Genomic DNA, 25,112 nt, shown 5'->3' with positions numbered 1-25,112 from the left:
GTATAAAGGTCTGCGACGCCATCATGCCGGGCAAAACCAGAAAGCGCCGGTAAGCCTCATGTTTCGTGTCGACCCCAAGAAAGCCTTTGAGGGCCATGCGTCCCGCAACCTTGCCGCGGGCGATACGCGACTCTCAGATAGTGCCGAGCGCATCATTGCTGCGCCTGTCGAGCGCACGCTTTCAGGCGCGGTCGTGGCCGGGATTGCACAGATCATCGAGGCAACGCTGCTGGCGCTGCTCGGCTATGGGATACACCTTGCCTATGTAGAGCCGCGCCAGGATGGGTTCTACATTCCGGTCATCCTCGCAAGCGTGCTGATTGCCAATATTGCATTCAACGCGGTGCGCTCGCATCGCATCACCGCCTATCGTACGGTACTCTCACAGACTGGTCGTGTACTGGGTGCCTGGGCTGGCGTCATGCTGATCCTGACCGTCGGCCTGTTCTTCTTCAAGGCCGGCGACATGGTCTCCCGGGTATGGCTGTTGAGCTGGTTCCTGGGCGGGGCCGCGCTACTGGTGATCTACCGGCAGATCCTGCGTGGCCTGGTGTCACGCTGGACGGCACAGGGACGCCTCAAGCGGCGTACGGTGATTGTCGGTGGCGGGGCTGATGCAGCGCTGCTCATCGATCAGATTCAGGCCGGTGCAGACAAGGACATCAACCTGCTCGGCCTGTTCGATGATCGTGAGGGCGAACGCTCGCCCGACATGGTGTCGGGCTATGAGAAGCTGGGCAAGGTCTCCGAGTTGATCGAGTTCGCGCGGCGCACACCCGTGGACCTGGTGATCGTTTCGATGCCGCTCTCGGCCGAAAAACGGGTTCTCGACATGCTGACCCAGCTTTGGGTGCTGCCGGTGGATATCCGCCTGTCCGCGCATATGAGCAAGCTGCGCTTTACCGAGAAAGCCTATTCCTATGTTGGCGAATTGCCCGTGCTGGATATGGCCGATCGTCCGATTTCGGACTGGAACCTGATCTTCAAATGGGTCTTCGACAAGACCGTGGCGCTGACCGCGCTGATCCTTCTCTCGCCGATCATGATCGTGACGGCCCTTGCCATCAAGCTCGAGAGCAAGGGCCCGGTCTTCTTCGTGCAGAACCGGCATGGCTTCAACAATGAGCTGATCCGCATATACAAGTTCCGCTCGATGCGAACCGACATGCTCGACTATGACGCAGCCAAGCAGGTAACCCGTGACGATCCGCGGGTTACCCGGGTGGGCAAGTTCATCCGCCGCACGTCCATCGATGAGCTGCCGCAAATCTTCAACGTTCTCAAAGGCGAGCTATCCGTGGTTGGCCCCCGCCCCCATGCGCTGCAGGCCAAGGCCGCCAACCAGCTCTACTACGAGGCCGTGGAAGGCTATTTTGCACGGCACCGCGTCAAGCCCGGGATGACCGGCTGGGCGCAGATCAATGGATGGCGCGGGGAAACCGACACAATCGACAAGATCATGCAGCGCGTGAACCATGACCTCTATTATATCGAGCACTGGTCGATCCTGTTCGATCTCTACATCGTCCTGATGACGCCACTGCGTTTGTTCACATCGGAAAATGCCTATTAGCCGGATGACCAAAGCTTCTGCATTGCGCCTTGCTGGACTGATTGCACTGCCGACCTTCGCCGGGCTGGCGCCCTCTCCTGCGTTGGCCGACGAAGCAATCTGCGTGGACTGTATCAGCGTGCGCGTCGGCCCGCCCAAGGTCGTTCGCGGCCCATTTCCTGACGAGCTGGACGCCACTTTCTCGGCCATTAGGCTGGAGGATGGGAGCTATCGCGGCTTTACGGCCAATGGTGCCACCTATGCGGTCGAGGGGGCGAGCATTTCGGACATGGGCGGGTCGCGCCGCGCCGTGCTCGAAGTGGGTGAACCCGGCAGTATCAACGATTGCGGAAGCTGGCTGACCTCAACCGTCCGGACAGCCGAAACACTTGTCGGCTTCGTGCATCAGGAACGGGCCTGCGACTACGGTGTGGGTCGCACCGACAAGTCGATGGCCATTGCAACCTCGAACGATAATGGGCTGACCTGGACCAATCTGGGCACAGTGATTGCCGGCACCGATCAACCGTTGCCCGACCAGATTACCGGGGAAGGCGATTGCTCGCTCGTGGATGGTCACGACGGCTTTCTCTATGCCTACTGCCTGAGAAATACCGATTGGCAGACCATTGTTGCCCGAACGCCGGCGCAGTATCCGACAGATTGGCGCAAATTTCACGAAGGCGGATGGACAGAGCCAGGACTGGGTGGCGCAGCGACCGATATCGGCTTTGTCGGGACCGGCGCTGGATATCTCGAAGAGCAGGACTGGGTCGCGGCAGTCGCCACGGATCCCTGGTTCGGCGGGCTGCGCCTATCCCTGTCGGACAACAAGATCTCCTTTGTCGACCTAGATGAGCCTCTGGTGCCGATCGATGGCGCCGACTGGAACCGCCCTGCTCCGACCGATCTTTCTGTCTATGCCTCGATCCTTGACCCGGAGACTGGTGGCAGCACTGTCGGCAACCGCTTCGTCTTGAGCTACGTCCTGGTTCCGGCGGGCAAGGGATTTGAGAGCCGCTACCTTGTGCATCGTGACGTCACGCTCGCGGTCGAGGCAACCCCGCCTCCCGCACAGGCGGGCATTGCCCTGAGCCGCTGGCACGAGCCCGAAACCGGTCGCTACATCTCGACGACCGCGCCACTGACAGGTGCGGAGTCGGCCTACCAGTTCGATGCCATTGTTGCTTATGCCCTGACCCGGGCCCCGGACGACATGCTCAGCGTCAAGCTGACCGAATGCTCTGGGAGCCGTTCCGGTCCGCTGATCGCAATGGAAGGAAAATGTGCGTCACTGGGGCGCGCCGAAGGCCGAACCGTCGGCTGGCTTCTGGAGGAACAGCAGGCCGGCTTCGTTCCCGTCTATCTTTGCCGGGCAGATGCAACAGCATCGTATCTGGCGTCAGCCAATGCCGATTGCGAAGGCCTTGGCACTATGGAAACCCGGCTTGGCTACGGACTTGCACAATGAGTATGAGCGAGACCACCAATAGCGGCACCAAGGGCTGGCAGGTCAGCCTTTCGGGCTTGCAGTTCGCGGTGTTCTCGACGCGGAACTTTGTGTTCTTCCTGGCGGTCCTGGCCATGAACTTCACCCTGTTCCGCCCCTCGCCGGTGGATCTGCTCTATATCACTGCCTTCCTGTTCACCTTGTTCTACCTGACCTTGTCGCCGCGACTGGGGGTGACGCGCAGAGCTGTGTACCTCTCACTTGCCGTGGGAGCGTGGGCCGTATCCTATATGCTCGCATCGGCGCCGCATGTCGGCGAAGAGAATGTGCTGTTCGAGCTGCTCGCCAAGACGTTCTCGATCGCGATCGGGGTGATTGGGGCCTTCGTGTCCATGAGCTGGAACAGGCGGCATTTCGAGACCTTTATGCGGGTTTATGTTGTCTCTTGCAGCATCGCTTCGGTGCTGGGGATCATTGGCTTTTTCTTGCAGAATGAGCTTCTCACCTGGGATGGTCGCGCCAAAGGCCTGATCGATGACCCCAACATGTATGGCTCGTTCCTGATTCCGGCGGTGATCTTCTGCGCCTATCTGCTTACGCGCACCCGCGCCAATAAGCTGTTCTTTCTCGGCGCCATGCTCCTGATTCTGCTGGGTATCTTTTTTTCGCTTTCACGCATCGCGCTGGTGGCGGCCCTTGCCTGCCTGTTGGCCTATATCTTCTTTCAGAATCGGCGCGACCCGCGGCGGCTCCTGCTGATCCTTCTGGGCCTGGTTGTCTCCGCCGTGCTGTTGCCCGGCATCATCTCGATTGCCTCGCCCGAGTTCAGTGAGCGCTTTCTGGAGCGCCTGACCCTGGCGCAGCCTTATGATCTGGGTGAAGAAGGCCGCTATGGGCGTTACTTGCTCGTGCTGCCCATGATCATGCAGGATCCGATCGGTGTCGGCGTGCTGCAACTGGAGAAGATATTTCCTGAGCCGATCCACAACATCTGGCTCAGCTCTTTCGTCAATTATGGTTGGGGCGGCGGCATAGCCTGGCTGTGCCTGGCCTTTGGCAGCGCCGTGGTATCGATCCGCAATTATCGCCGGACCCGCAGCGAGATCCCCGTGGTGCTGCTGGCCTCGCTGGTCGGCATCGTGATGTGCGCGACGCTGCATGAGGGCGAGCACTGGCGGCATATGTGGCTGTTCTTCGGGCTGGTCTGGGGCCTGAACGTGTTTTGCCTCGGGGCCGCTGCGAAGCAGAAGGCTGCGCGGCCGCAACCTGTGTCTCGTCAGGGCCAGATGGCGCCGGAAAGATAGCGCCGGGCCAGATCCATGGTCCCTTCGGCAAATCCGTCAACATGGGTCTGCGCCAGGCTGGTCTCGCAGTGTGACCCTATCCAGGCCAGCAGAGCCATGCGACGCAGCATGACCATGGAATCGAGCATTTCAATATCCTGGGCGGAGAGCGGGCGACGGGCCTGGTAAGCCTCGAGCCAGGCGGCCTTGAGCGCCGGCACGGCCTTGTGCGTTTCGTGGAAGGAAATAGCGGCGGCAAAATCGTAGCCAAACCAGCACAGGCCGCAATCATCGAAATCGATCAGGCAGACCTGGTTACCCTCCACCAGCAGATTGCCAAGCCGCATATCCGCATGGATCAGGCCATAACGGTCCGGCCCTGTACCATAGTCCGCCAGTCGGTGCCGCAGCACGGTTTCTGCACGATCAAGCACGTCGCGCACTTGGGTTGTCACACCCGGCGCCACACGCCAGTCGCCCCAGAGGCCGTCGGCATCCAGAATGGCGCCTGCCGTCCATGCCTGCCGCTCAAATCCAGCCGGCCTCTGCCAGTCGATTGCGTGTTCGTGAAGGCCGGCGGCATAGCCGCCCAACACCGAGAATAGTTCCACCAGATTGCTTTCCGGCGTCGGCTCACGGCCGGGAATGAAGTGGAAAAGGACTGCGTGATGCGTATTGCCGGTCGCCGTCGTGAAGCGTTGCAGCAGCTTGCCATTGTTGCCAACGATGGGCTCGGGGATGACCAGTTCGGTCTGGCGGTGCAGCGCCTCAAGCCAGGCCAGCTCGCTCTCGATATTGGCGGTGCTTTGATAGTCAGGCCGATGCACGCGCAGGCAATAGGCCTCCCCGTGCGGCGCGGAGAACAGGAAGGTGTGGTTTTCCGAATGATTGATCAGCCGCCCTTGGGCGCTGGCCAATTCGTCCCATAGCGGAATGGCGTTATCCAGGTCGCTCACCTGTAGCGGCATGGTCGGCTCCGGCTTGGGAAAGGGGCCGCCAAAGGCCCCGAGAAGTCGCTCTAGAGTGAATGGTCGGAGCGGCCGGATTTGAACCGACGACCCTTTGTCCCCCAGACAAATGCGCTACCAGGCTGCGCTACGCCCCGACTGGGCGGAGACATACGGAACCAGCAGTTTTGACGCAAGGGGAAATTCCAGGTTTTTTGGAGCGGAAACAGAATATGTTTGCTGCCGAACAACTGCGCCCGCAATGTGCGCCCTGCATTTCGCCCTAGCCAACAGCGGGGCGCCTGGCCAGGCGGGAGCCGAGCAGTTCGCCGTGTTCGCTCAGGATCGAATAGGCAATGCCGCAGATCAGCGAATTGATGCGGCGTAGCGCGCGGACGGTTTCGAGATGCAGTTCGCTGGTTTCGAAACTGTTGGTATTGCCCGATCGCAGGCGGGAGAAGTGTCCGCCCATGCTCTGACGCTCCATGACGCCCACCGCATCCTTTTCGGCCACCAATTGACGCGCCGATTCCAGATCTTCGGAGATCAGCACGTTGAGGGCCAGTTGCAAATTACTCAGGACACGGGCGTGGAGATCGATGAGTTCGCCCCAGCCTTCTTCGGAAAAGGTCAGGCGCCGTTCCACCAACTGGTCGGCGACGCGCAGGATAGGACGGGCGATGATATCGGCCGCCTGTTCGAGACTAACGGCATAATTGCTCAGGTCCGAGGCACGAGCGGTCTGGCTCTCGTCCATCGCTTCCCATTCGAGTTGGGCCAGGAACAGCTTGATCGATGAATTGGACTGATCCACCTCGGGCTCCAGGGCCTTGACGCGGCGAATGGCGATCTTGTCGCCGGACTTGAGAATCTCAATGACCGGTTGCAGCATGACCTCGACCATTTCACTCATGCGCAGCAACTCCCGCGTGGCGCTGGCGAGCGCTATGTCAACATTGCCCTTGTGGCCGCCCGACAGGGCGGTCTGACGGAACCGGGCAAGATCGCTGCCCTCCTCGGCCGGCGCATCGCGCACGAGCCGGTTCAGCAGGGCGGACACGGGCGCCGCGAGCGGAAGGCCGATGACCATGACGACAAAGTTGAAGGCAATATGGAGCAGGCTGGCCTGCTGACCGACATTGCCCGGCAGTCCGATGGCCGCAAGCGGCCAGACCTGCAGGAGAATAAGACACGCCAGCGCCGCGCCGCCGCGCAGCATGGCCGCCCCGATTGCGATGCGGCGCGCTCGCACATCACCGCCGCGGGTCATGCCATAGGCAATCAATGTGCCGCCAAGATTGGCGCCCAGCACCAAGGCGGTGGCGATCTCCAACGGCAGGATGCCGGCGGCCCCAAAGGTGATGATGACCAGCACACTGGCTACCGAAGAATAGGACAGCCAGGTTATCAAGGCCGCCGCCAGGAAACCCGTCCATGGATCGCCCCGGAAATAATTCACCACCGTGCCGAGCAATTCACTGTCGCGCCATGGCGCCGTGGCCTCGGAGACCATCTGCAGGGATAGGAGGACGAAGGCAATACCCAGCACCATGCGCCCCAACTGCTTGGTGCGGCGTTCAGTGCCGCGCAGAAACAGCACGCCTCCTGCGATGATCAGGGGCGCGATGAGGAGCGAGAGGTCAAACGAAAGTATGCTCGCAACGATGGCGGAGCCGAAATAGGCGCCGAGCACCAAGGCAAGACCGGTGGCACCTGCCAGCAATCCGCCGGAGGCAAACCCCGAAGCCAGCGCGGCCACGGCCGTCGAGCTTTGCAGTGCGATCGCCATCGCCGCGCCTACGGACGCTGCCGCCAAGGCGCTCTTTTCTGCCCGGGCCAACGTGCGCTTCAACTGGGCGGAGTAGGCCCGCTCAACCGCGGTGCGCACCATGCGAACGGCCCAGAGCAGCAGGACTATGGCAGCCACCAGGTGCACAACGATGAAATACATTCGGTCTCCTCATCCTCCGACTCTGCAATCGCAGCCTGCTATCTCATCATGTTCAGATGAACATATCTAGGGCAATGCGCTGCAGCCCTCCTTGTGAACAACTGACACATGCGAGATATCTGCGATGCAAGACATTGAAATTTCGAAAGCTTCTCGCAACCCAGGTGGGCGAACGATGCCCCTGGATGTTCAAATGAACATTTTTCGGTTGCAAAAGTGACATGGCTCGGCTCCAATCCGGCTTCGCCCTGAGGCAGGGAGGCCTCAGCGAAAAACATAATAGGGAGAGAGCATGTTCAAGAACGCATTGTTCCTGTCAGCGGGACTGGCTGCGATGATTACCGCAACGCCAGGCTTTGCTCAGACAGAAATCGCCTGGTGGCACGCCATGGACGCCGAACTGGGACAGCGGCTGGAAGCCATTGCCCAGGGCTTCAACGACAGCCAGGACGAATTTGTCGTGGTCCCAAGCTACAAGGGCACCTACCCCGAAACATTGACCGCCGCCATTGCGGCGTTCCGGGCCAATGAACAGCCGGCCATTGTGCAGGTCTTTGAAGTGGGCACCGGCACGATGATGGCCGCTGAAGGCGCCGTCAATCCGGTCTATCAGCTCATGGCCGACAATGGCGAGCCATGGGATCCGAGCGGGTTCCTGGCGCCGGTCACCGGCTATTACTCGGATACCGATGGCAACATCCTGTCCATGCCATTCAACTCGTCCACGCCCATCATGTATTACAACAAGGATGTGTTCGCGGCGGCGGGCCTCGATCCGGAAATGCCGCCCAAGACCTGGGCCGAGCTGGAAACGATGAGCCGGCAGATCATGGAATCGGGTGCGGCGCCCTGCGGCTTCACCTCGGGCTGGATTTCATGGGTGCAGCTCGAAAATCTCTCGGCCATCCATGACCAGCCCTATGGTACGCTGGAAAACGGCTTTGGCGGATTGGGCACCGAGTTCACCTTCAATGGTCCGGTGCAAGTCAAACACTGGGAGAACCTCAAGAACTGGGCCGATGAAGGCCTGTTCGAATATGGCGGCCCAGTGGGGGGCGGCGATGCGCCGCCGAAATTCTACTCACAGGAATGCGCTATCTACATGAACTCTTCGGCCTCGCGCGCCGGCGTGATCAACAATTCAGGCGATTTCGAAGTCGGATTCGCGCCCCTGCCCTACTATGACGACGAGATCGAGGACCCGAAGAATTCGATCATTGGCGGCGCGACGCTGTGGGCGCTGAATGGCAAAGACCCGGCCGTCTATGAAGGCGTTGCCCAGTTCTTCACCTATCTCTCGAGCCCGGAAGTCCAGGCCGAGTGGCACCAGGCAACCGGGTACCTCCCGATCACCAATGCTGCCTACGAGCTGGGCCAGGAACAGGGCTATTACGAAGCCAATCCGGGTTCGGACATCGCCATCAACCAGATCACGCGCGGCACGCCTTCAGCCAATTCCAAGGGTATCCGCTTCGGCAACCTGACCCAGGCCCGCACCGTGGTGGATGAAGAATTCGAAGCCCTGCTTTCGGGCAGCAAAACCGCCCAGGAAGCTCTGGACGCTGCCGTTGAACGTGGCAATCAGATCCTGCGCGACTTCGAAGCCGCCAATAGCTGAACCTCCCCGGATTGTGCCGCTGACCGCATGCGGGACAATCCACCCGGGCGGCCCACAAGCCGCCCGGACCTTCCAGTCGTGACCATCGGGGGAGCTCTCGGCCCATGCAAACCAAGCGCACAATCTTTCCAAACAAGCTGTTGCCCTATGCGCTGTTGGCGCCGCAACTGGCCGTGACGCTGATCTTCTTCATCTGGCCCGCCGCCCAGGCGGTCAAATCGTCCTTCGAGCGCGAGGACCCGTTCGGGTTCCGAACCACATTCATCTGGTTCGAGAACTACACGCGACTGTTTTCCGAACCGGGCTATCTCAACTCGCTCACCAAAACGGCAATATTCGCGGTTTCGGTGACGCTGCTGTCGATGAGCCTGTCGCTGTTGCTGGCGGTGGCCGTGAACCGGGTTCTAAAATCCAATCGTGCCTACACGACCCTTCTGGTGTGGCCCTATGCGGTGGCACCGGTGGTCGTGGGTATCCTGTGGTGGTTCATGTTCAACCCCACCATCGGCATTGCACCCTACATGCTGCGGGGCCTCGGGATCGACTGGAACCATCGTGTCGATGGCAATCAGGCGATGATCCTCGTCGTGATCGCCGCAAGCTGGAAGCAGATTTCGTACAATTTCCTGTTCTTCGTGGCCGGGCTGCAATCGGTACCGCAATCGCTCAACGAGGCGGCGGCCATTGATGGCGCCGGTCCCTTCAAGCGGTTCTGGACTATTGTCTTTCCGCTTCTCTCGCCGACGACGTTCTTCCTGCTCATCGTCAACATCAACTACGCCATGTTCGACACGTTTGGCCTGATCGACGCAACGACAAATGGCGGGCCGAACCAGGCCACAAACATCCTCGTCTACAAGGTTTATGCCGACGGTTTCCTCGGCCTCAATATCGGATCCTCGGCCGCCCAATCGGTCGTGTTGATGCTGATCGTCATCGCCCTCACAGCAATCCAGTTCCGCTATATCGAGCGGCGCGTCCAATACTAAGGAGCCAAGAAAATGGTCGAAAATCGCCCCTGGCTCAGCCTGCTCACCCATCTGGTGCTGATCGTCGGCGTCGTCGTTGTCGTCTTCCCGGTTTATCTCGCCTTCATCGCCTCAACGCATGGCAGCGGCGACTTCATGCGCGGGCTCGTGCCCTTGCTGCCCGGCCCGCACATGCTGGAAAACTATGGCCGCATGCTCACCCAGGGCATCTCCACGGCCGGCGCGCCACCGGTCTCGATCATGCTGATGAATTCGACGATCATCGCCATCGTGATTGCCGTGGGCAAGATCGCCATTTCGCTGCTCTCGGCCTATGCGATCGTGTTCTTCAAGTTTCCGTTCCGGCTGCTGGCGTTCTGGACAATTTTCATCACGCTGATGCTGCCGGTCGAAGTGCGCATCATCCCGACCTTTGCAGTGGTGGCCAACCTTGGATTGCTCAACTCCTATGTCGGGTTGACCTTGCCCCTGATTGCCTCGGCTACCGCCACGTTCCTATTCCGTCAATTCTTCCTCACCGTGCCGGATGAGCTGATGGAAGCGGCGCGGGTAGATGGTGCGGGGCCCATGAAGTTCTTCCGGGACATCCTGTTGCCGCTGTCGCGTACCAATATCGCGGCGCTGTTCGTGATCCTCTTCATTTATGGCTGGGTGCAGTATCTCTGGCCGCTGCTGGTGACCACCGACAGCCGCTATTACACCGTGGTCATGGGCATCAAGCGCCTGGCGGCGACCGCCGATTCCGAACCCCTGTGGAACCTCGTCATGGCCTCGGTGATCCTGGCCATGCTGCCCCCCGTCCTTGTCGTCATCTTCATGCAGCGCCTGTTCGTCAAAGGCCTCGTGGATACGGAGAAATAAGCCATGGCTACGATCGACCTGATCGACCTCAAGAAGAACTACGGCAATGTCCCGGCCGTCAAAGGTGTCAATCTCAAAGTTGCCGATGGCGAGCTGATCGTGCTGGTTGGACCATCGGGCTGCGGGAAATCGACGCTGCTACGCATGGTGGCCGGGCTCGAAACCGTCACGTCCGGCCGTATCGAGATCGGTGGCAAGGATGTGGTGCGTGCCGAACCTGCCGAGCGCGACATTGCCATGGTGTTTCAGAATTATGCGCTTTATCCGCATATGAGCGTGCGCGGGAACCTGGAATATGGACTGAAGAACCGCGGCACGCCGCGCGGGGAAATCGATCGCCGGGTCCAGGATGCGGCAGACATTCTCGAAATCGGACCTCTGCTCGACCGTAAGCCGCGTCAGCTTTCGGGGGGGCAGCGGCAACGCGTCGCCATGGGTCGCGCGATTGTGCGCGAGCCGGCTGCGTTTCTGTTCGACGAACCCTTGTCAAACCTCGACGCCAAACTGCGCGTTCAGATGCGGGTGGAAATCCGGCGGCTGCAACGCCGTCTCAAGACGACCAGCCTCTATGTGACGCACGACCAGCTCGAAGCCATGACCCTGGCCGACCGGCTGGTGGTGATGAATGGTGGCCTGGTCGAGCAGATCGGCACGCCCACCGAGGTCTATGACCGCCCGGCCACGCTGTTCGTCGCCGGCTTCATTGGCTCACCGCCGATGAACCTTATCCCTGCAGCCTCCCTCTCGGCTGGCGAAAATGCGGGGACGCTGCGACTGGGCGCGGAAACCGATATTGTCGGGTTGCGGCCGGACCAGCTCTACATCGCGCGGCCCGAGGGGGACGTCCTGACACTCGCGGGCACGGTGGAATTGCTTGAGCCGGTCGGCGGCGAGAGCCATCTGCATGTTCAAATCAACGGAACGGAACAGCCGATCATTCTGACGGTGCAGGGACGGCCGAAACTGGCGGAGGGCGACACCATCACGGTCTATGCCCGCCCGGAGGATATCCATCCGTTCAACCAGCAAACGGGCCGACGGACAGACGCCAACTAGACCGCGGCAAGCAAAGGCATACTTGGACGCTCCAACACGCATCATGACAGTCGAAACCATGCCAGGACCCAGACCAGACCAAGTGCACGCCCATCGCGGAGCCTCGGCCCTCGCGCCGGAAAACACCATTGCGGCGTTCCGCAAGGCCGCCGAACAGGGGGCAAAATGGGTCGAGCTGGACGTTGCCCTGTTGAGCGACGGGACCCTGGTGGTGATCCATGACGTCACGATCGATCGCACAACGTCGGGAAGGGGCGCGCTGGGTGACATGCGGCGCGCGGACCTGGAAGGTCTGGATGCCGGGAGCTGGTTCGATGTCAAGTTTGTCGGGGAGCCGCTGCCAACCCTTGACGCGGTCATCGCAGAACTGGGCAAGCTTGGCCTCAATGCCAATGTCGAGATCAAGCAGCACGCCCATCATCGGTCGCTGGATCAATTGGTGCAAACGGTGCAGGCCGCCATCGCCCGGCGCGCATCGCAGACCGAGATCATGATTTCCAGCTTCGATCCGGCGGCCCTTCAGGCCATGCACACGCTGGAGCCGGAGCTGGAAATGGCCATGCTTTGGGGGCGTCCGCCCGAGGACTGGGAAGCGCAACTGGCTGCCATTCCCGCCCGCACCATTCACATGCATTTCAAAGCGCTGAGCATTGGCCTGTTGGAGGAGACCAGCAAGCGCGGCATCAAGGTACGTGCCTGGACCTGCAACAATCCGGTGCAACTGGTTTCATTCTGGGATGCCGGGCTGGCCGGCGTCATTACGGACGATCCCAGCCTGTTCCTCCCATAGCAAAGGGCGCCCCGGTCATGCTTTCGGACCGACAACGAGATATGTTGACTCTGATAGAGGCGGAAGGCGCTCAATATATTGAGCAGCTCGCGGCGCGTTACGAACTGACCACCCAGACGATCAGGCGCGACATCAATGCCCTCTGCGACCTTGGCTATGCACGGCGCTTTCATGGCGGGGTGGACGTGCCCGTCGGCGCCCGCAATATCTCGGTCAACGCCCGCGCGGCCCTCAACAGCGATGCAAAGCAGCGCATTGCGCGCCGCGTCGCTGAAGCCATTCCGGATGGCTCGACCGTGTTTCTGGGCATTGGCACCACAGTGCAGTTCGTGGCGACGGCCCTGCGTGACCATAAGAGCCTCAGGGTCGTCACCAATAATATGGATGTCGCCCTGACCCTGAGCGACGCACCACAAATCGAGGTGCACATGACCGGGGGCATCATGCGCCATAATGACCGCGACGTCGTGGGCGCTGACGTGCTGCACTACTTCGACAAGTTCTATGCGTCGCATGCCGTGATCGGCGCGGGCGCGCTCAATGCCGGCAAGGGCATATTGGACTACAGCTATTCAGAAGCGCAGGTGACCATGAAGCTGGTGGAAAATGCACGCCAGCAGTATCTCGTGGCAGACATGAGCAAGTGGTCGCGGGATGCGTCTGTGCGGGTGGTACCGTTTTCGGCCGTCTCGCATTTCTTTACCGACGCCCTGCCCGATCAGGATCGCGTTCAAAAGAGCCTTGAGACGTCGGGTATCCGGGTTGAGTTGTGCGGGAGTGATTTGTGAGTTTTCGCGGCCCCTCTCCGCAGCCGGCCGAGCTGCGCAGCGTGCGCTACCTGTTCACCGATGTCGACGACACGCTGACCACGGGTGGACGCTTGCTGCCGCAGACCTTCCAGGCGCTGTGGGACCTACACAATGCGGGGGTGGCAGTGATCCCGGTGACTGGTGGCTCGGCGGGCTGGTGCGAACACATGGTGCGGGCCTGGCCGGTTGCCGCGGCGATCGGAGAGAGCGGCGCTTTCCTGATGATCAGCGAAGGCAATACGGCACAGATACAGTTCTGGGAGGACGAGGTGCTTCAGGCGCGTCGGCAGCAGCACCATCTCGAGGCCGTGCGCCCTCTGCTGGGCGCGTTCCGATTTGCCCATGACCAGAGGCTCAGGGTCGCCGATGTTGCCATAGACATCGTGGGCAAGACACGATCGGACGTCGAAGCGCTGGCGCAGCGGATCCGGGAGATCGGCGGCACCGTCGCCATAAGCTCGGTACACATCAACACCTGGATCGGCGAGTACAACAAGCAGACCATGAGCGAGCGCCTGCTGGCTCAATGGGGCATCTTGGGCCAGGCGATCACAGACAGGGTGAGCTTTGTGGGGGACTCGCGCAATGACGCGCCCATGTTCGCTATGGTGGCCAAGTCCTTTGGCGTGGCCAATATCATACCAGTTCTTGAGTATCTGCCTGCCGCGCCGCGCTGGATTTCCCGCAGCGAAGCCGGGTTCGGTTTTGTCGAAGTGGCTCGCGCCATCATCGCTGCGCGAAATGACCAGGAGCCGTCATAGCTCCGGCAGGCTGCTTCAGACTTGCCCCCTCCCAGGAAGGGCGCAGGCTTATGACAAATCTGAAGGCAATCGAGCCTTCCCACCACATGGGGAAATTGGTGCCCCATTTGTTGTTGTAGAGATTGAAGCGCGCGGCGGATGACCAGTCGGGCCGTTCGGGCTGGAAGGGCATGAAGGGGACGCCGGCAGGCCCGACCAGGGCGCAATCCAATGGCGTGATATGCATCGAGGCTCCAGGGCCCTGTAGATCCAGCGCCTCGATCGCCTGCAATTGGCCGCCCGCCTGGCGCACCTGATTGGCGCTATCGTGCCAAATGCCCATCTTTTGCAGACGGACCGCAGAAATCGCATCCGGACGGATATGCAGGAAGCCAGCTTCGGGCATGCGATTGGCCGGCTTATCGCGCAGGATGAGCGTCAGTTCGAGCCAATCGCCCTGCCCTTTGATCGCAATTTCTACATTGCGCGCGGCGCCCAAGTTCTCCGCCGCGTCACCCGGCATGAGGAGGACTGCGCGATTGCCCTGGGCGACGCCCTGAAGCGTTGGGGTGAAGGTGCCAGTCCGCGCGGTGCGCGCATGGTTCAATCCCGGCTTGTCGTGATCGAGCACGGCCCAAGCCGCACGGTGCAGCAGATAGCTGTCCAGGTGCTTTTGCAGCTCCGCGCTGTCATAGCTTTCGTGCCGGAAGCCGATCAGCGATCCGCCCTGCCCCGAGATGGTCAATCCGCTTGCGTTGGTGAGGCTGGTAATGTCGCCTGTGGCGGGGTCCAGCCTGGCCGACCACCCGGCATGTTCCAGCGTTGTGCCCTCGACTGGCGAAGCCACAGCCGCATCGGGTTCCAAGGCCATAATGGCCTTGTCTGCGGCAGCTCTATCCTCGTCCGCCAGATGATCCAGCGCCTGGTCGAGATAGGCGCGCTGTTCGGCCCATGACTGCTCGGCATAGGCAAAGCGGTAGTCCTGCGCGCGCGCGATCTCGAAATCGGCACGGTCCCAGGCCTGCTCATCACGAAGATAGGTCTTTATGTCGATGCCCCAGGTGTGTTCGGGCACCATTGTCAGGCCGCGACCAAAGGCGAGACGCTGCTCGTCGAGCGTTTCGAAACCGTCATAGACCCGCTGCAGCGCCCTGAAACGCGCCAGCTTGTGCGGGTCGCTGGCGGTGCCATGGACCCAGCTATCGCCAATTTCGGCGGTGATGACCGGCAATGTTTCGCGTCGGGCCCAGATTTCGGCACCGAAGGCGTCCAGGGTCGAGGCCAGAATTACCGCATCGGGATGCTCGCCCTGCAGATGTCGGATGGCCTCGACGGCCTGTCCGACGCTTTGCGGACCCATATTGTCGTTGGTATGCGCAAAGCTGAGCCCCATATCCTCGCCCGCGGGGAAATCGGTGGCACCGTAAGACCCTTGATACATAACGACAATTTCTTCGCCTCCGGGCGCTTGCCAGCGGAACATTGGCGGCACGTCGGGGACCGGGCTAGCGGTGTTCACGCCCAAATGCAGGAATTGCACGCCAGCCTCGGCCAATAGCGGCACGATGCCAAGCGTGTGTCCGGGCACATCGGTCATTTTCGCGGCAATCGTCTTTCGGCCGAAACGCTGGTCGAGTGCCTGTGCATAGCTCAGCCCGGCGCGAAACAGCGCAGGTGACATCAGCTCAGTATGGGTGGTGAACGGCAAGGCGTGCCAGGTGATCAATCCGCGCTCGATTGCGCGCTCGAGACGCTTCACCCGCGCTGCATCCTGCGAGTGGAGGTGATCCCAGATCAGCCAGGCCCCGGTGGTCCAGATGAACTGCGGATTGCCCGGCTGCTCGGCAAAGAAATGCTCGCCGGTCGCAATCGCCTGCGGGATGAACTGGTCATGATATTGCCGGCGCACCTTGGCCGCGTGATCGGTGAACCCGATATCGAGATGAGTCTTGAAGACCAGGTGAATGCGTTTCTCAGTCATTTCAAGGTCTCAACCAACGGTGCCGCGCACAACCAATCGCGTGCTCAGGGTTTCTTCTAGGCCAGGAGAATCGGGCTCATTGAGCCGGCGCAGGATCAGTCGCACGAGCGCCCGCACGCGCGCTTCAAGGTCGAACTTGACCGTGGTGAGATTGTAACTTTTCCAGTTCGCCTGGGCGATGTCGTCGAAGCCAATGACACTGACATCCTGGGGCACGCGCAGGCCCAGTTCATGGCGCAGAGCATCGAGCGCCCCGAAGGCGCTCACGTCATTGGCGGCAAAAATGGCGTCGGCGCCACCGGCGACCTTGAACAGGTCGATGGTGGATTGAAAAGCCGCTTCATATCCGAAATCTCCGGCCATCTGTATTGGCGGGGCCAGTCCACGCTCGTTCATAATAGTGCGAAGCATGGTTTCCCGGGCCGCGCTGGCGCGGGACTTGGTCTTGCCCGCCAGATAGGCGATGCGACTGGCGCCAAAGCCCTGCAACAGCGCGATAGCCTGCTCAATGCCGTCACGTTGCAGGATATTGAGCCGGTCAAAGACAGGGCCAGGTTCTGCTGGAGATGCCACGCCGGAATGGGGATAGTCGACATAGATGGGCACCGCGCGGTCAAGAAAGCGGGTCAGGATCTGCGGTTTCACGTTTTCGACGAAAGCGATCACCGAGTCCGGGTTGAAACCGCGCATGTAGGCCAGCAATTGCTCGTCCATGGAATAGTCGGTGCGAGTCTTGAACAGCAGCGTGGCAAAACCCTCATTCTGCAAGGCCGACGTCAGGGTATCGATTTCCTGGCTTTCCCAATAGCTGCAGACGTCGGGCACGATCACCCCGATCAGATGCGAGCGGCCGCTGACCAGGGTGCGCGCTGCCCTGTCGGGAAAGTAGTTCAGTTCCCGCGCAATCCTGAGAATAAGCTCGCGCTTGTCGGGACGAAGCGAGGCATTGGGGTTGAAAGCGCGCGAAACCGCCACCCGGGAGACATTGGCCCGTTCAGCAACCATTTCTGCGGTGGCACGCGCCATCCGCGTGGCCGGAATCTCGGTCATGGCCGCCTTGCTCCAGATTGACAGCGTGTTCAAAACTACTGTCTAGTTCAGTCCGGCTGTACCACCGGTTAACAACCAAAAATAGTCAGTATCAGTGACATTCTGCTGGTTTCACGACGATCAAATGACAAACCGGCGCAAGCCATAATGACGAACAAGATGCACACGCTTTCATTTAGCTGTCATCTGACCCGCATATGGAGGGCGGGTCGCCGCGGGCCGAGGGCTCGCTTTTACGGGAGAGGAACCCCATGAAGAAGACACTTCTGACCGCCAATCTGACGGTTCTCGCCGCCGCCCTGATGGCCAGCAGCGCCCTCGCGGCTGATCTGCGCATCCTGACGGCTGTGACCGGTGGCAAGGACGCCGCCGAGCACGAACAGTTCGTCGCCGAACTCGAAGAGCATCTCGGGCTCGACATCGAAATGGTCAAGCCGGCCTCGGACTACAACAATGTGCTGTTCACCTCGTTGGCCAGCGGTGAGCGCTACGACCTGATCTACGGCGACTCGAGCATGCTCCCCGGCCTGATCGATCAGGGCGCAATCACCGACATGACCGACATGGTCTCTGCCTCCGCAGTTCTGTCGGACGAAACGGCCATTCCGGCCGGCGAATGGGCCCTGTTCGACATTGACGGTCGCAAATGGGCCGTGCCGAACAAGTTCGAAGGTGGCACCCTGCCCACCATCCGCCAGGATTGGCTGGAAGAATCGGGCATGGAAACGCCCGTGACGCTTGATGACTGGACCGCCTTTTTCAAATGGGCGCGGGACAACAAGGACGGCGCCTACGGTCTTTCGACCTCCAAGCTCTATGACATTCAGGGCTTCATGTCGGCTGCCGGCATCAAGGCCGGCTATGTCATGGAAGACGGCAAGCGCACCATTCCCTATGCGACCGATGGCGCTGCTGAAGTCTATGACTGGTTCGCCATGCTCTCCGAGGAAGGCCTGCTGGACCCCAATTTCGTGACCAATGGTTCGGGTGAATTCCGTAACCTGTTCATGACAGATCGTGTCGCAGCGGTGACCTATTGGGACGCCTGGGTCGGCCTGTTCAACAACATCATGGCTACTGACCATCCGGACAGCAGCTTTGAGGCCAAGGGCGTCGCCGGTGTTCCGGGCCCAGATGGCGATATCATCCTGCGTCGCGGCAATGCATCGCTCTGGATGATGCCGGCCAATGCCGAGAATCCGGAAAATGCCATCAAGTTCCTGGAATTCTGGCATTCCGAACCAGGCTATGTCCTAGGCACGCTGGGCGTTGAAGGCGTGGACTACACCGTTGCCGCCGACGGCAGCTACGAGCTGACAGAGCAGGGTCAGGCCCACGGCATGGACCACGGTGCGCCCCGCGTCACCTCCACCACCTGGGAACACCCCTTCCCCGCCCTTCCAGGCGTTGAAGAGGCTCAGGAGATCATCATGGAGCACGCTTCGACCGAGTATCTGCCGGCCGAATGGAGCGAGGCACAGCCCATCGTTGAAAAGCATGCCTTCCAGGCCATGCTGGGCGAGGTCACCGGCGCAGAGGCCGTATCCGCCATGCACGCCGAACTGCTGGCTGCTGGCCTGATCGACGAATAAGCGTCCGGCGAGGCGCGGGCCCGAGCCCGCGCCTCGCTCACCCCTAGTCAAAGGTTTCGCCATGCTCGACCGCATCCGCCGGCATTGGATGTTGTATCTGCTGATTGCGCCGATCCTGGCCTATTTCTGCGCTTTCCTATTCTACCCGATGGCGCAGGGCATCTTCCTGTCGACCCAGAAAGCTGGGCTGCTGGGGCCTGTCGGATTTATCGGTTGGGACAATTACGCCAAGGTGTTCTCCACCCCGGCGGTCTGGCAGGCGATCTGGAATACGCTGATCATCGCCGCTGGCATCACCATTGTAGGCACACTGCTGCCAATCCTGCCGGCCATCGCTCTGCTGCAGATCACCCCGGATTGGCTCAAACGCGGCTTTCAGACCGCCATCTACACGCCATATCTGTTGAGCTGGGTGATCATTGTCGGCATCTGGCTCAATACGCTCTCGCCAGTCGGGCTGGTCAATTCGGTTCTCGAAGGCGTCGGGCTGATCGATGCGCCGATCAATTTCTTTGCCGACCCGTTCTGGGCCCGGCCCATGGTGATCGGGTTGACCGTATGGAAGGATGTGGGTTTTCACGCCCTCATCTACCTGGCCGCCCTGCTTTCGCTTAGCCCGGACATCCTCGAGGCCGCCGATATCGATGGCGCCAATGACTACAAGAAGATCCGCGACATCCTGCTGCCGCACCTGATGCCGATGATCAAGGTGGTCTTCCTGATCACCCTGCTGGGTTCGCTGCGCACCTTTGACTCTGCGTTCCTGATGCTCAATGGCCGGACTGCAGACCAGATCAGGACGCTGGCGATCTTCACCTATGAGCGCGGCATCCTCAATTTCGACCTGGGCCTGGCCAGTGCCGCCGGCGTGGTGCTGCTCGTCGTCTCCCTGCTGATTTCCGGCGTTGCGCAAGTCGTGACGCGGACCGAGCGGGAGAACTGAGATGCTGCGTTCCCCGTCAATCCGCATTCTGTCCTATGTGATCCTGCTGTTCCTGGCAGGAACGATGATCATCCCGCTCTGGACAGTGGTGGCCACGGCTTTTTCGACCAAGTTCGGCTCCCTGCAGGCGGGCATCAACCTCTGGCCCAATCCGATCTCGTTCGAGGGTTTCGATACGCTGTTCCGGCGGCTCAACTTCGTGCTGCCCTTTGCCAACACGCTCTATGTCACCGTGGTTGGCACGGTGGCGCATGTGTTGCTCTCGGCGCTCGGCGGTTATGTGCTGATCCAAGAGGACCTGCCGGGCCGCAAGATCATCGCCGGTGTTATCCTGCTCACGCTGACTATTCCCACCCAGGTGATCCTGGTGCCGCTGTTTGTCGTGTTCAAGCAATTCATGCTGCTCAACACGCTGCTGTCCCTTATTGTGTCGGAGCTGGTGTCTGCCTTCTCGATCTTGTTGATGAAGACCTATTTCGAACAGGTGCCCAAATCGATGGTGGAGAGCGCGCGGATCGATGGCGCGGGCCATTTCAAGCTGCTCAAGGACTTCTACCTGCCGCTGGCCCTGCCTGGCGTCGTGACCGTGGCGGCCTTCCAGATCGTGCACAAATACAATCTGTTTATCGAGCCGCTGTTGTTCATCAATGACCCGCAGAAAATCACGCTGCAGATTGCCTTGCAGTCGGTGATCCAGGGCGAGAGTTCGACCTCGACGAACGACTTCATCGCCCCCAATGTCACCATGGCCGCCATTGTGGTAGCGCTGGTGCCGCTGCTGATCTTCTACCCCTTCATGCAGAAATACCTCATCCGCGGCCTGACGGTCGGCGGGGTGAAGGAATAGCCCTGGAAATGCCCATGCAGGTGACCGCCCGCGTCACGCGCGCCGATCAGGCCGCCAATCCATATTTCTATGTTCCGTTCGAGGTTCCGGAAGGCACGACACGGATCGATGTGACGCTGGACTATGCAAAGTCTGCGGATTGTATCATCGATCTGGGAGCCTTCGATCCGCGCGATACCGGCTACCCGACTGCAGAGGGCTTTCGCGGCTGGAGCGGCGGTGCGCGCAGCAGCTATTTTATCGCCACGGACGATGCGACGCCGGGCTATGTCCATGGCCCGATCCCGGCAGGCCGGTGGACTGTCATATTGGGCCTGTATCAGGTTCCCGAGGCGGGCGCAGAAGTGCACGTGACGGTGACGCTGGATGCATCGCCGCGCCCTTTGACGCCCCAGCCGCCCCGGACGTTCCCGATGCGAAAAGGCGCCGGCTGGTACAGGGGCGATCTGCACTGCCACACCTTTCACTCCGATGCGAAGGGGGCGCCGGAGACCCTGCATGCGGCGGCCCGCCAGGCCGGGCTGGATTTCCTTGCCATCACCGACCACAACACCATCACCCAGCGCCGCTATTTCCATCCTCATTCGTCGCCGGATCTGGTTTTCGTGCGGGGCATGGAGGTCACCACCGCGGTCGGGCACGCCAATGTGTTCGGCGTGGATGAATGGATCGACTTCCGCATGACCAAACCGTCCGACGCGCATGTGCTGGAACGGCTGGTGCACGAGAAGGGCGGCCTGCTTTCGATCAATCACGACAAACCGGTGATCCCTTGGGACTATGAAATGCCTGCCGCCGATTGCCAGGAAGTCTGGCAATCCACCTGGCTGGATCGAAACTGGATATCTCTCGAGCGCTATCAGCAGCGCCTCGCCGGCGGCATGCGGCTCTCGGCCATTGGCGGCTCGGACTTCCACCAGCCAGCCGATCTGCGGCCGGAGGGACCGCTTGTGCTGGCGCGGCCGACCACCGTGCTGTTCCTGCCCGAATTGAGCGAGGACGCCATTCTGGCCGCGATGAAGGCGGGACATGGTTATGTCACCGAGAGCCCGAATGGACCGCATCTGGAGATCCGGTGCGGCAATGTGGTGATGGGCGGGGAGACCGACGAAATCACCACCTTGGACGTTGACGTTCGTGGCGCCAAGGGCGACGCGCTGATCTTGGTCGACGCGACGGGCCCAATTGCCCGAATGGACATTTCCAGCCCTGACTGGCGAACCAATATTGCACTGGAGAACCCGGTTGGATTTGTGCGCGCGGAGATTGTCGCCGAGGCGAGCCGACAGGGTCTGATCGAAGACCTGCTAGCCCTGGGTCTCGGCAAATCCGCCGTTGCGGCGGATCCGGCCGTTGCCGAGCAGCCCATTCGCCGGGCGTTGAGCAACCCGATCTATCTCCGCAACACCTGAGATTCACCCGCAGGATAGGGATCGACGCGGGCGCAGAATGCACTACACTTCCCCTTGGAGGATAAGCGGTCACGGTTCTCGTCGGCCGGACAAGGAGGGAGACAAACATGGATCACGAAGAAGACCCCGGGCTCGATTTCATCGAGGGCTTTTCGCTGCTGGCCGGCGCCATATGGATTATTGGCGCACTGGTGCTTGGCGCCATGGTGATGATGGGGTTGGGGCGCGTCTAGACGCTTGTATCCGGACTGCTTGTTCTGAAATCGTCGCTACGCTCGACACAGGCCGCATAAAAGGCACCCAGGCGCGTATCGACCGCCAGGGCAGCGCGGCGACAGGCGTCAAGGCTGCGGGCCGGATCGGCGCCCGCTCCGAGGGTGGCCGTCAAGTCCCGATGGGCGGTTTCGAGGGCGGCGAACGCCTCGCTCTGGCGCATGGTGCTGTCGCCGACCAGGATATGGATCGGTTCGCGGCCAGTCATGCCCTTGAGTTCAACAGCGCCTGCGGGCAATAGCGCTAGTTCGGCCGCCGCTGCGGCGGTGGTTTCGGTGACCAGAATGTCATAGCCGACGGCACGGCAGCTTCCCTCGATGCGGCTGGCAACATTGACTGTGTCGCCGATGCAGGAATAGTCGAAGCGGCGCTCAAACCCCATATTGCCCACTAGCGCCGGACCGGTGGCGATGCCAATGCCGATGGCGATGGGCTCGTTGCTGGCGGCGTTGAGCCGTTCAAGTGCCTCGCGCATGGCCAAGGCAGCCAGGCAGGCGCGCGATGCGTGGCGCTCGACATCGACAGGGGCGTTCCAGAAGGCCATGACGGCATCGCCCATGAACTTGTCGATCGTTCCCTGTTCATTGACGATCGCCTGGCCCAATGCGGCAAAGAGCCGGTTGAGAATCGACACCAGCCCGGCCGGCGTGGTGCGTTCGGCCAGCGCCGAGAAGTTGCGCACATCGGAGAACATCACCGTCAATTCGCGCAGATCCCCGCCGAGTTTGAGCAGCCGCGCATCGGCCTCGATGCGGGTCAGCAAGGATGGCTCGACATAGTGGGCAAAGGCCCTCCGGATGCGGCGGCGGTCGGCATCGGTGACCGCAAAGCGGAAAAAGGCCATGGCGGCATAGAGCAGCAGCGCGCCGAACAGGGCAAAGCTGGGGTCAATCAACAGGCGCGGCTGGGCAAAGGCCCACCAACTTGCCGCCATCAGCACGCCGGCAATCAAGAGCGAGATGACGAGGCCGACGACTGGCCCTGTGATGATGACCGCCAGGACGATCAGCAGGCCCGCCACGGCGAAGACGATCATCTCCAGCCCACCGACCCAGTCGGCCCGGTCCAGGAAGGTGCCGGTCAGCATCTGCTCAAGTATCTGGGCATGGATGGACACACCCGGTACGGCCGTTCCCAATGCGCTGGCGCGAATGTCGAGCAGGCCGCTGGCCGAAGTGCCGACAAGCACAATGTGTCCGGCAATCTGCGGTGAGAGGTCACGATAGCCATCGGCCAAAAGTTCACGGGCCGGAACATAGATGTCGTCTGGCAGATGGCGATAATAGATCCAGAGGTCGCCGCTCGGCCCCGTTGGCACGGCGAAATCGCCAATGCGCAATTGTTCGACCGTTCCTGCCCCTGCGCTGTCGCCGATCACGACCAGGGTGGACACGCCGAGCGCCACTCGCAGGGCTTCAGCAGAAAGCGATGGCAGCACCGCGTCGCCATTGCGCCAGAGCATGGGCAGGCGGCGCGCCACCCCTGCCCCGTCCCGGTCGAGGCTGGCCACGCCAAGACCACGCGCCGCTTCGGCCAGGATTGGCAAGGGCTGGGCCGCACCGCCCAATTGCGGCACCTGTGCCAGAGGGTCATCGCCCGTCATCGCCAGCCCGGATTTCGGCTCCAGACCGGTCACCGCCGCGCGACCGCTTTGAGCAAGACTGAGAACGGTGGGTCCGGCAGAGAGCGCGGCGGCAAACATTCGGTCATAATCTTGGCCGCCATCGACTCTGGCAGAAGGCGACAGCCGATCCGGTTCGCTGAACAGCAGGTCGAATACGACAGCGGCCGCGCCCAGCTCGGTCAAGCGGTCGGACATGTCCGCCATGGTTGATCTTGGCCAGGGCCATTGTCCCTGCGCGGCAAGGGAGGTCTCGTCGATGTCGATGATGCGGATGGGCAGGTCGGGCGGGGCCTCGCGCGGCCGCAATTGCTGGAACAGATCGAAGGTGGTCTCGCGCGCGACCTGCACTGGATATGGATCGGCCGCGCGCAACAGCGTCAGTCCGGCAATGACCATCAGGCCAAAGAGCAGCGCCAGCCAGCCGCGCCTGCCCATGCGCTAGTTGTACCGGCCGTCGGCCACGACGGGGCGGCTACGTACCTCGCGGCGAAAGTCACTGGGGGACGTTCCCGACATCTTGCGGAAAGCCTTGTTGAAGGCACTCAGCGAGCCAAATCCGCTGTCCATGGCGACCGCGAGCACGCTGGTCTCGTCGCGCATCAGCAGCGCCTGCGCATAGGAGAGGCGCATGAGATTGATGTAGTCGTTCAACGTCATGCCGGTGCACTTCTTGAATACGGTCATGGCGTATTTGGGATGAATGTCGGCCGCCACGGCGATATCGACCGAATCGATCTCTTCGCGGAAATTGTCGGCGATAAAGTCGCAGATGCGCACCACGATGGGAGACGTGTGCTGGTCCAGCCCGCCATTGTCGGACACTGGCTGGGTTTCGGGCAGCAGGCGATAGGGCGAGAAGCGCAGCCGCTCGATGCGCAGAAGAAGTTCGTCCACGGCAAGGCTGGCCTTCATCGGATCACCGGAGCGGGCATAGTTGACCCAGCGCTCGAAGTTGACGGGGTCGGCCGCATCGGTCGCATTGGACAAGAGCGTCGCCCCCTGCATCAGCCGCGCTTGAACGTCCGCTGGCAGGCGGAGGCGAAAAAAATGGACCAGTGGCAAATGGCCCCCCGCATAGACTAGATCCTCGGAGGCGTCATCGAGCCGATGGGGTTGTCCACCCCAGAACAGGGCAAAATCCCCCGCCTCGAAGCGCGCTTCATGCCCGGCCATGTGGTAGTGCGCCCAGCCGCGCACGACATAGTTGACCTCGACCTGCGCATGCCAGTGGTCCGCCCGCATCAGGCGTGGCGTGGTATGGAACATCTGCAGCGTGGTCGGCAGGCGCTCGACCCCGTTGGTGCGCGGCTCATAAAAAATGCGAGTATCCATCTTACTTTCCGC

Annotated in this window: 21 protein-coding genes and 1 tRNA gene; 15 read left to right on the top strand and 7 right to left on the bottom strand. The window is 61.2% G+C overall.

Annotation, left to right across the window (positions count from 1 at the left end):
- Positions 1-58 precede the first annotated feature (58 nt).
- The 3 genes from DDE76_RS09115 to DDE76_RS09110 are packed head-to-tail and all read left to right on the top strand — an operon-like array spanning position 59 to position 4,306.
- Entirely contained in the window at positions 59-1,573 is a 1,515-nt protein-coding gene (locus DDE76_RS09115; RefSeq protein WP_104894576.1) for an undecaprenyl-phosphate glucose phosphotransferase, read from the top strand.
- A gap of 4 nt (positions 1,574-1,577) precedes the next feature.
- Positions 1,578-3,023 (top strand): hypothetical protein, encoded by a 1,446-nt coding sequence (locus tag DDE76_RS19535; protein ID WP_157955730.1) that lies wholly within the window; start codon positions 1,578-1,580, stop codon positions 3,021-3,023.
- A 2-nt stretch (positions 3,024-3,025) separates the two neighbouring features.
- Positions 3,026-4,306 carry an O-antigen ligase family protein gene (locus tag DDE76_RS09110; RefSeq protein WP_157955729.1) on the top strand — a complete coding sequence of 427 codons (1,281 nt, stop codon included), beginning with the start codon at positions 3,026-3,028 and terminating at the stop codon, positions 4,304-4,306.
- On the opposite strand, the gene DDE76_RS09105 is transcribed toward DDE76_RS09110, so the two are convergent.
- From DDE76_RS09105 to DDE76_RS09095, 3 genes are all read right to left on the bottom strand, one after another.
- Complete coding sequence (locus tag DDE76_RS09105; RefSeq protein WP_104894578.1) at positions 4,279-5,253, bottom strand: phosphotransferase enzyme family protein; 975 nt, start codon at positions 5,251-5,253, stop codon at positions 4,279-4,281. The two genes, DDE76_RS09110 and DDE76_RS09105, sit on opposite strands and share 28 nt — an antisense overlap.
- A gap of 60 nt (positions 5,254-5,313) precedes the next feature.
- Positions 5,314-5,390, bottom strand: a tRNA-Pro gene (locus DDE76_RS09100).
- Between the two features lie 125 nt (positions 5,391-5,515).
- Positions 5,516-7,183 carry a Na/Pi cotransporter family protein gene (locus DDE76_RS09095; protein ID WP_104894579.1) on the bottom strand — a complete coding sequence of 556 codons (1,668 nt, stop codon included), beginning with the start codon at positions 7,181-7,183 and terminating at the stop codon, positions 5,516-5,518.
- A gap of 292 nt (positions 7,184-7,475) precedes the next feature.
- On the opposite strand from DDE76_RS09095, the gene ugpB reads away from it, so the two are divergent.
- The 7 genes from ugpB to DDE76_RS09060 all read left to right on the top strand — a co-directional run bounded on the left by ugpB (position 7,476) and on the right by DDE76_RS09060 (position 14,067).
- On the top strand, positions 7,476-8,801 hold the full coding sequence (ugpB, locus tag DDE76_RS09090; RefSeq protein WP_104894580.1) for a sn-glycerol-3-phosphate ABC transporter substrate-binding protein UgpB: 1,326 nt from the start codon (positions 7,476-7,478) through the stop codon (positions 8,799-8,801).
- Positions 8,802-8,905: 104 nt separating this feature from the next.
- Positions 8,906-9,790 carry a sn-glycerol-3-phosphate ABC transporter permease UgpA gene (gene ugpA / locus DDE76_RS09085; protein ID WP_104894581.1) on the top strand — a complete coding sequence of 295 codons (885 nt, stop codon included), beginning with the start codon at positions 8,906-8,908 and terminating at the stop codon, positions 9,788-9,790.
- 12 nt (positions 9,791-9,802) lie between these two features.
- The gene (gene ugpE, locus DDE76_RS09080) at positions 9,803-10,651 is read left to right on the top strand and encodes a sn-glycerol-3-phosphate ABC transporter permease UgpE (RefSeq protein ID WP_104894582.1); all 849 of its coding nucleotides are present in this window, start codon (positions 9,803-9,805) and stop codon (positions 10,649-10,651) included.
- A gap of 3 nt (positions 10,652-10,654) precedes the next feature.
- Entirely contained in the window at positions 10,655-11,707 is a 1,053-nt protein-coding gene (locus DDE76_RS09075) for a sn-glycerol-3-phosphate import ATP-binding protein UgpC (RefSeq protein WP_104894583.1), read from the top strand.
- A 40-nt stretch (positions 11,708-11,747) separates the two neighbouring features.
- A complete protein-coding gene (locus DDE76_RS09070) occupies positions 11,748-12,497 on the top strand; it encodes a glycerophosphodiester phosphodiesterase family protein (protein WP_425430621.1) in 750 nt (249 codons plus the stop codon).
- Positions 12,498-12,538: 41 nt separating this feature from the next.
- Positions 12,539-13,285, top strand: coding sequence for a DeoR/GlpR family DNA-binding transcription regulator (locus tag DDE76_RS09065; protein ID WP_245891856.1), 747 nt, complete (start codon positions 12,539-12,541; stop codon positions 13,283-13,285).
- Positions 13,282-14,067: an HAD family hydrolase gene (locus DDE76_RS09060; RefSeq protein ID WP_104894586.1), complete on the top strand. Its 786-nt coding sequence runs from the start codon at positions 13,282-13,284 to the stop codon at positions 14,065-14,067. The genes DDE76_RS09065 and DDE76_RS09060 overlap by 4 nt, the downstream gene beginning before the upstream one ends.
- On the opposite strand, the gene DDE76_RS09055 is transcribed toward DDE76_RS09060, so the two are convergent.
- Positions 14,033-16,027 (bottom strand): DUF5054 domain-containing protein, encoded by a 1,995-nt coding sequence (locus DDE76_RS09055; protein WP_104894587.1) that lies wholly within the window; start codon positions 16,025-16,027, stop codon positions 14,033-14,035. The genes DDE76_RS09060 and DDE76_RS09055 overlap by 35 nt on opposite strands.
- 9 nt (positions 16,028-16,036) lie before the next feature.
- Positions 16,037-17,077 (bottom strand): LacI family DNA-binding transcriptional regulator, encoded by a 1,041-nt coding sequence (locus DDE76_RS09050; protein ID WP_245891855.1) that lies wholly within the window; start codon positions 17,075-17,077, stop codon positions 16,037-16,039.
- 251 nt (positions 17,078-17,328) lie between these two features.
- On the opposite strand from DDE76_RS09050, the gene DDE76_RS09045 reads away from it, so the two are divergent.
- The 5 genes from DDE76_RS09045 (at position 17,329) to DDE76_RS20035 (ending at position 22,104) form a co-directional block, all read left to right on the top strand.
- Positions 17,329-18,669: an extracellular solute-binding protein gene (locus DDE76_RS09045; protein ID WP_157955728.1), complete on the top strand. Its 1,341-nt coding sequence runs from the start codon at positions 17,329-17,331 to the stop codon at positions 18,667-18,669.
- Positions 18,670-18,730: 61 nt separating this feature from the next.
- Positions 18,731-19,612, top strand: coding sequence for a carbohydrate ABC transporter permease (locus DDE76_RS09040; RefSeq protein WP_104894589.1), 882 nt, complete (start codon positions 18,731-18,733; stop codon positions 19,610-19,612).
- Between the two features lies 1 nt (position 19,613).
- On the top strand, positions 19,614-20,459 hold the full coding sequence (locus tag DDE76_RS09035) for a carbohydrate ABC transporter permease (protein ID WP_104894590.1): 846 nt from the start codon (positions 19,614-19,616) through the stop codon (positions 20,457-20,459).
- A 14-nt stretch (positions 20,460-20,473) separates the two neighbouring features.
- Positions 20,474-21,871 (top strand): CehA/McbA family metallohydrolase, encoded by a 1,398-nt coding sequence (locus tag DDE76_RS09030; RefSeq protein WP_104894591.1) that lies wholly within the window; start codon positions 20,474-20,476, stop codon positions 21,869-21,871.
- A gap of 107 nt (positions 21,872-21,978) precedes the next feature.
- Entirely contained in the window at positions 21,979-22,104 is a 126-nt protein-coding gene (locus DDE76_RS20035; protein WP_281261859.1) for a hypothetical protein, read from the top strand.
- On the opposite strand, the gene DDE76_RS09025 is transcribed toward DDE76_RS20035, so the two are convergent.
- Both DDE76_RS09025 and DDE76_RS09020 read right to left on the bottom strand, forming a co-directional pair.
- On the bottom strand, positions 22,101-24,203 hold the full coding sequence (locus tag DDE76_RS09025; protein WP_104894592.1) for a CHASE2 domain-containing protein: 2,103 nt from the start codon (positions 24,201-24,203) through the stop codon (positions 22,101-22,103). The genes DDE76_RS20035 and DDE76_RS09025 overlap by 4 nt on opposite strands.
- 3 nt (positions 24,204-24,206) lie before the next feature.
- The gene (locus tag DDE76_RS09020; RefSeq protein WP_104894593.1) at positions 24,207-25,100 is read right to left on the bottom strand and encodes a helix-turn-helix domain-containing protein; all 894 of its coding nucleotides are present in this window, start codon (positions 25,098-25,100) and stop codon (positions 24,207-24,209) included.
- Positions 25,101-25,112 lie beyond the last annotated feature (12 nt).

The sequence above is a fragment of the Devosia indica genome, assembly GCF_003056405.1.
Classification (GTDB): domain Bacteria; phylum Pseudomonadota; class Alphaproteobacteria; order Rhizobiales; family Devosiaceae; genus Devosia; species Devosia indica.
Note: the sequence above shows the minus strand (reverse complement) of the source record. Positions and strands in the feature narration are given on the sequence as shown.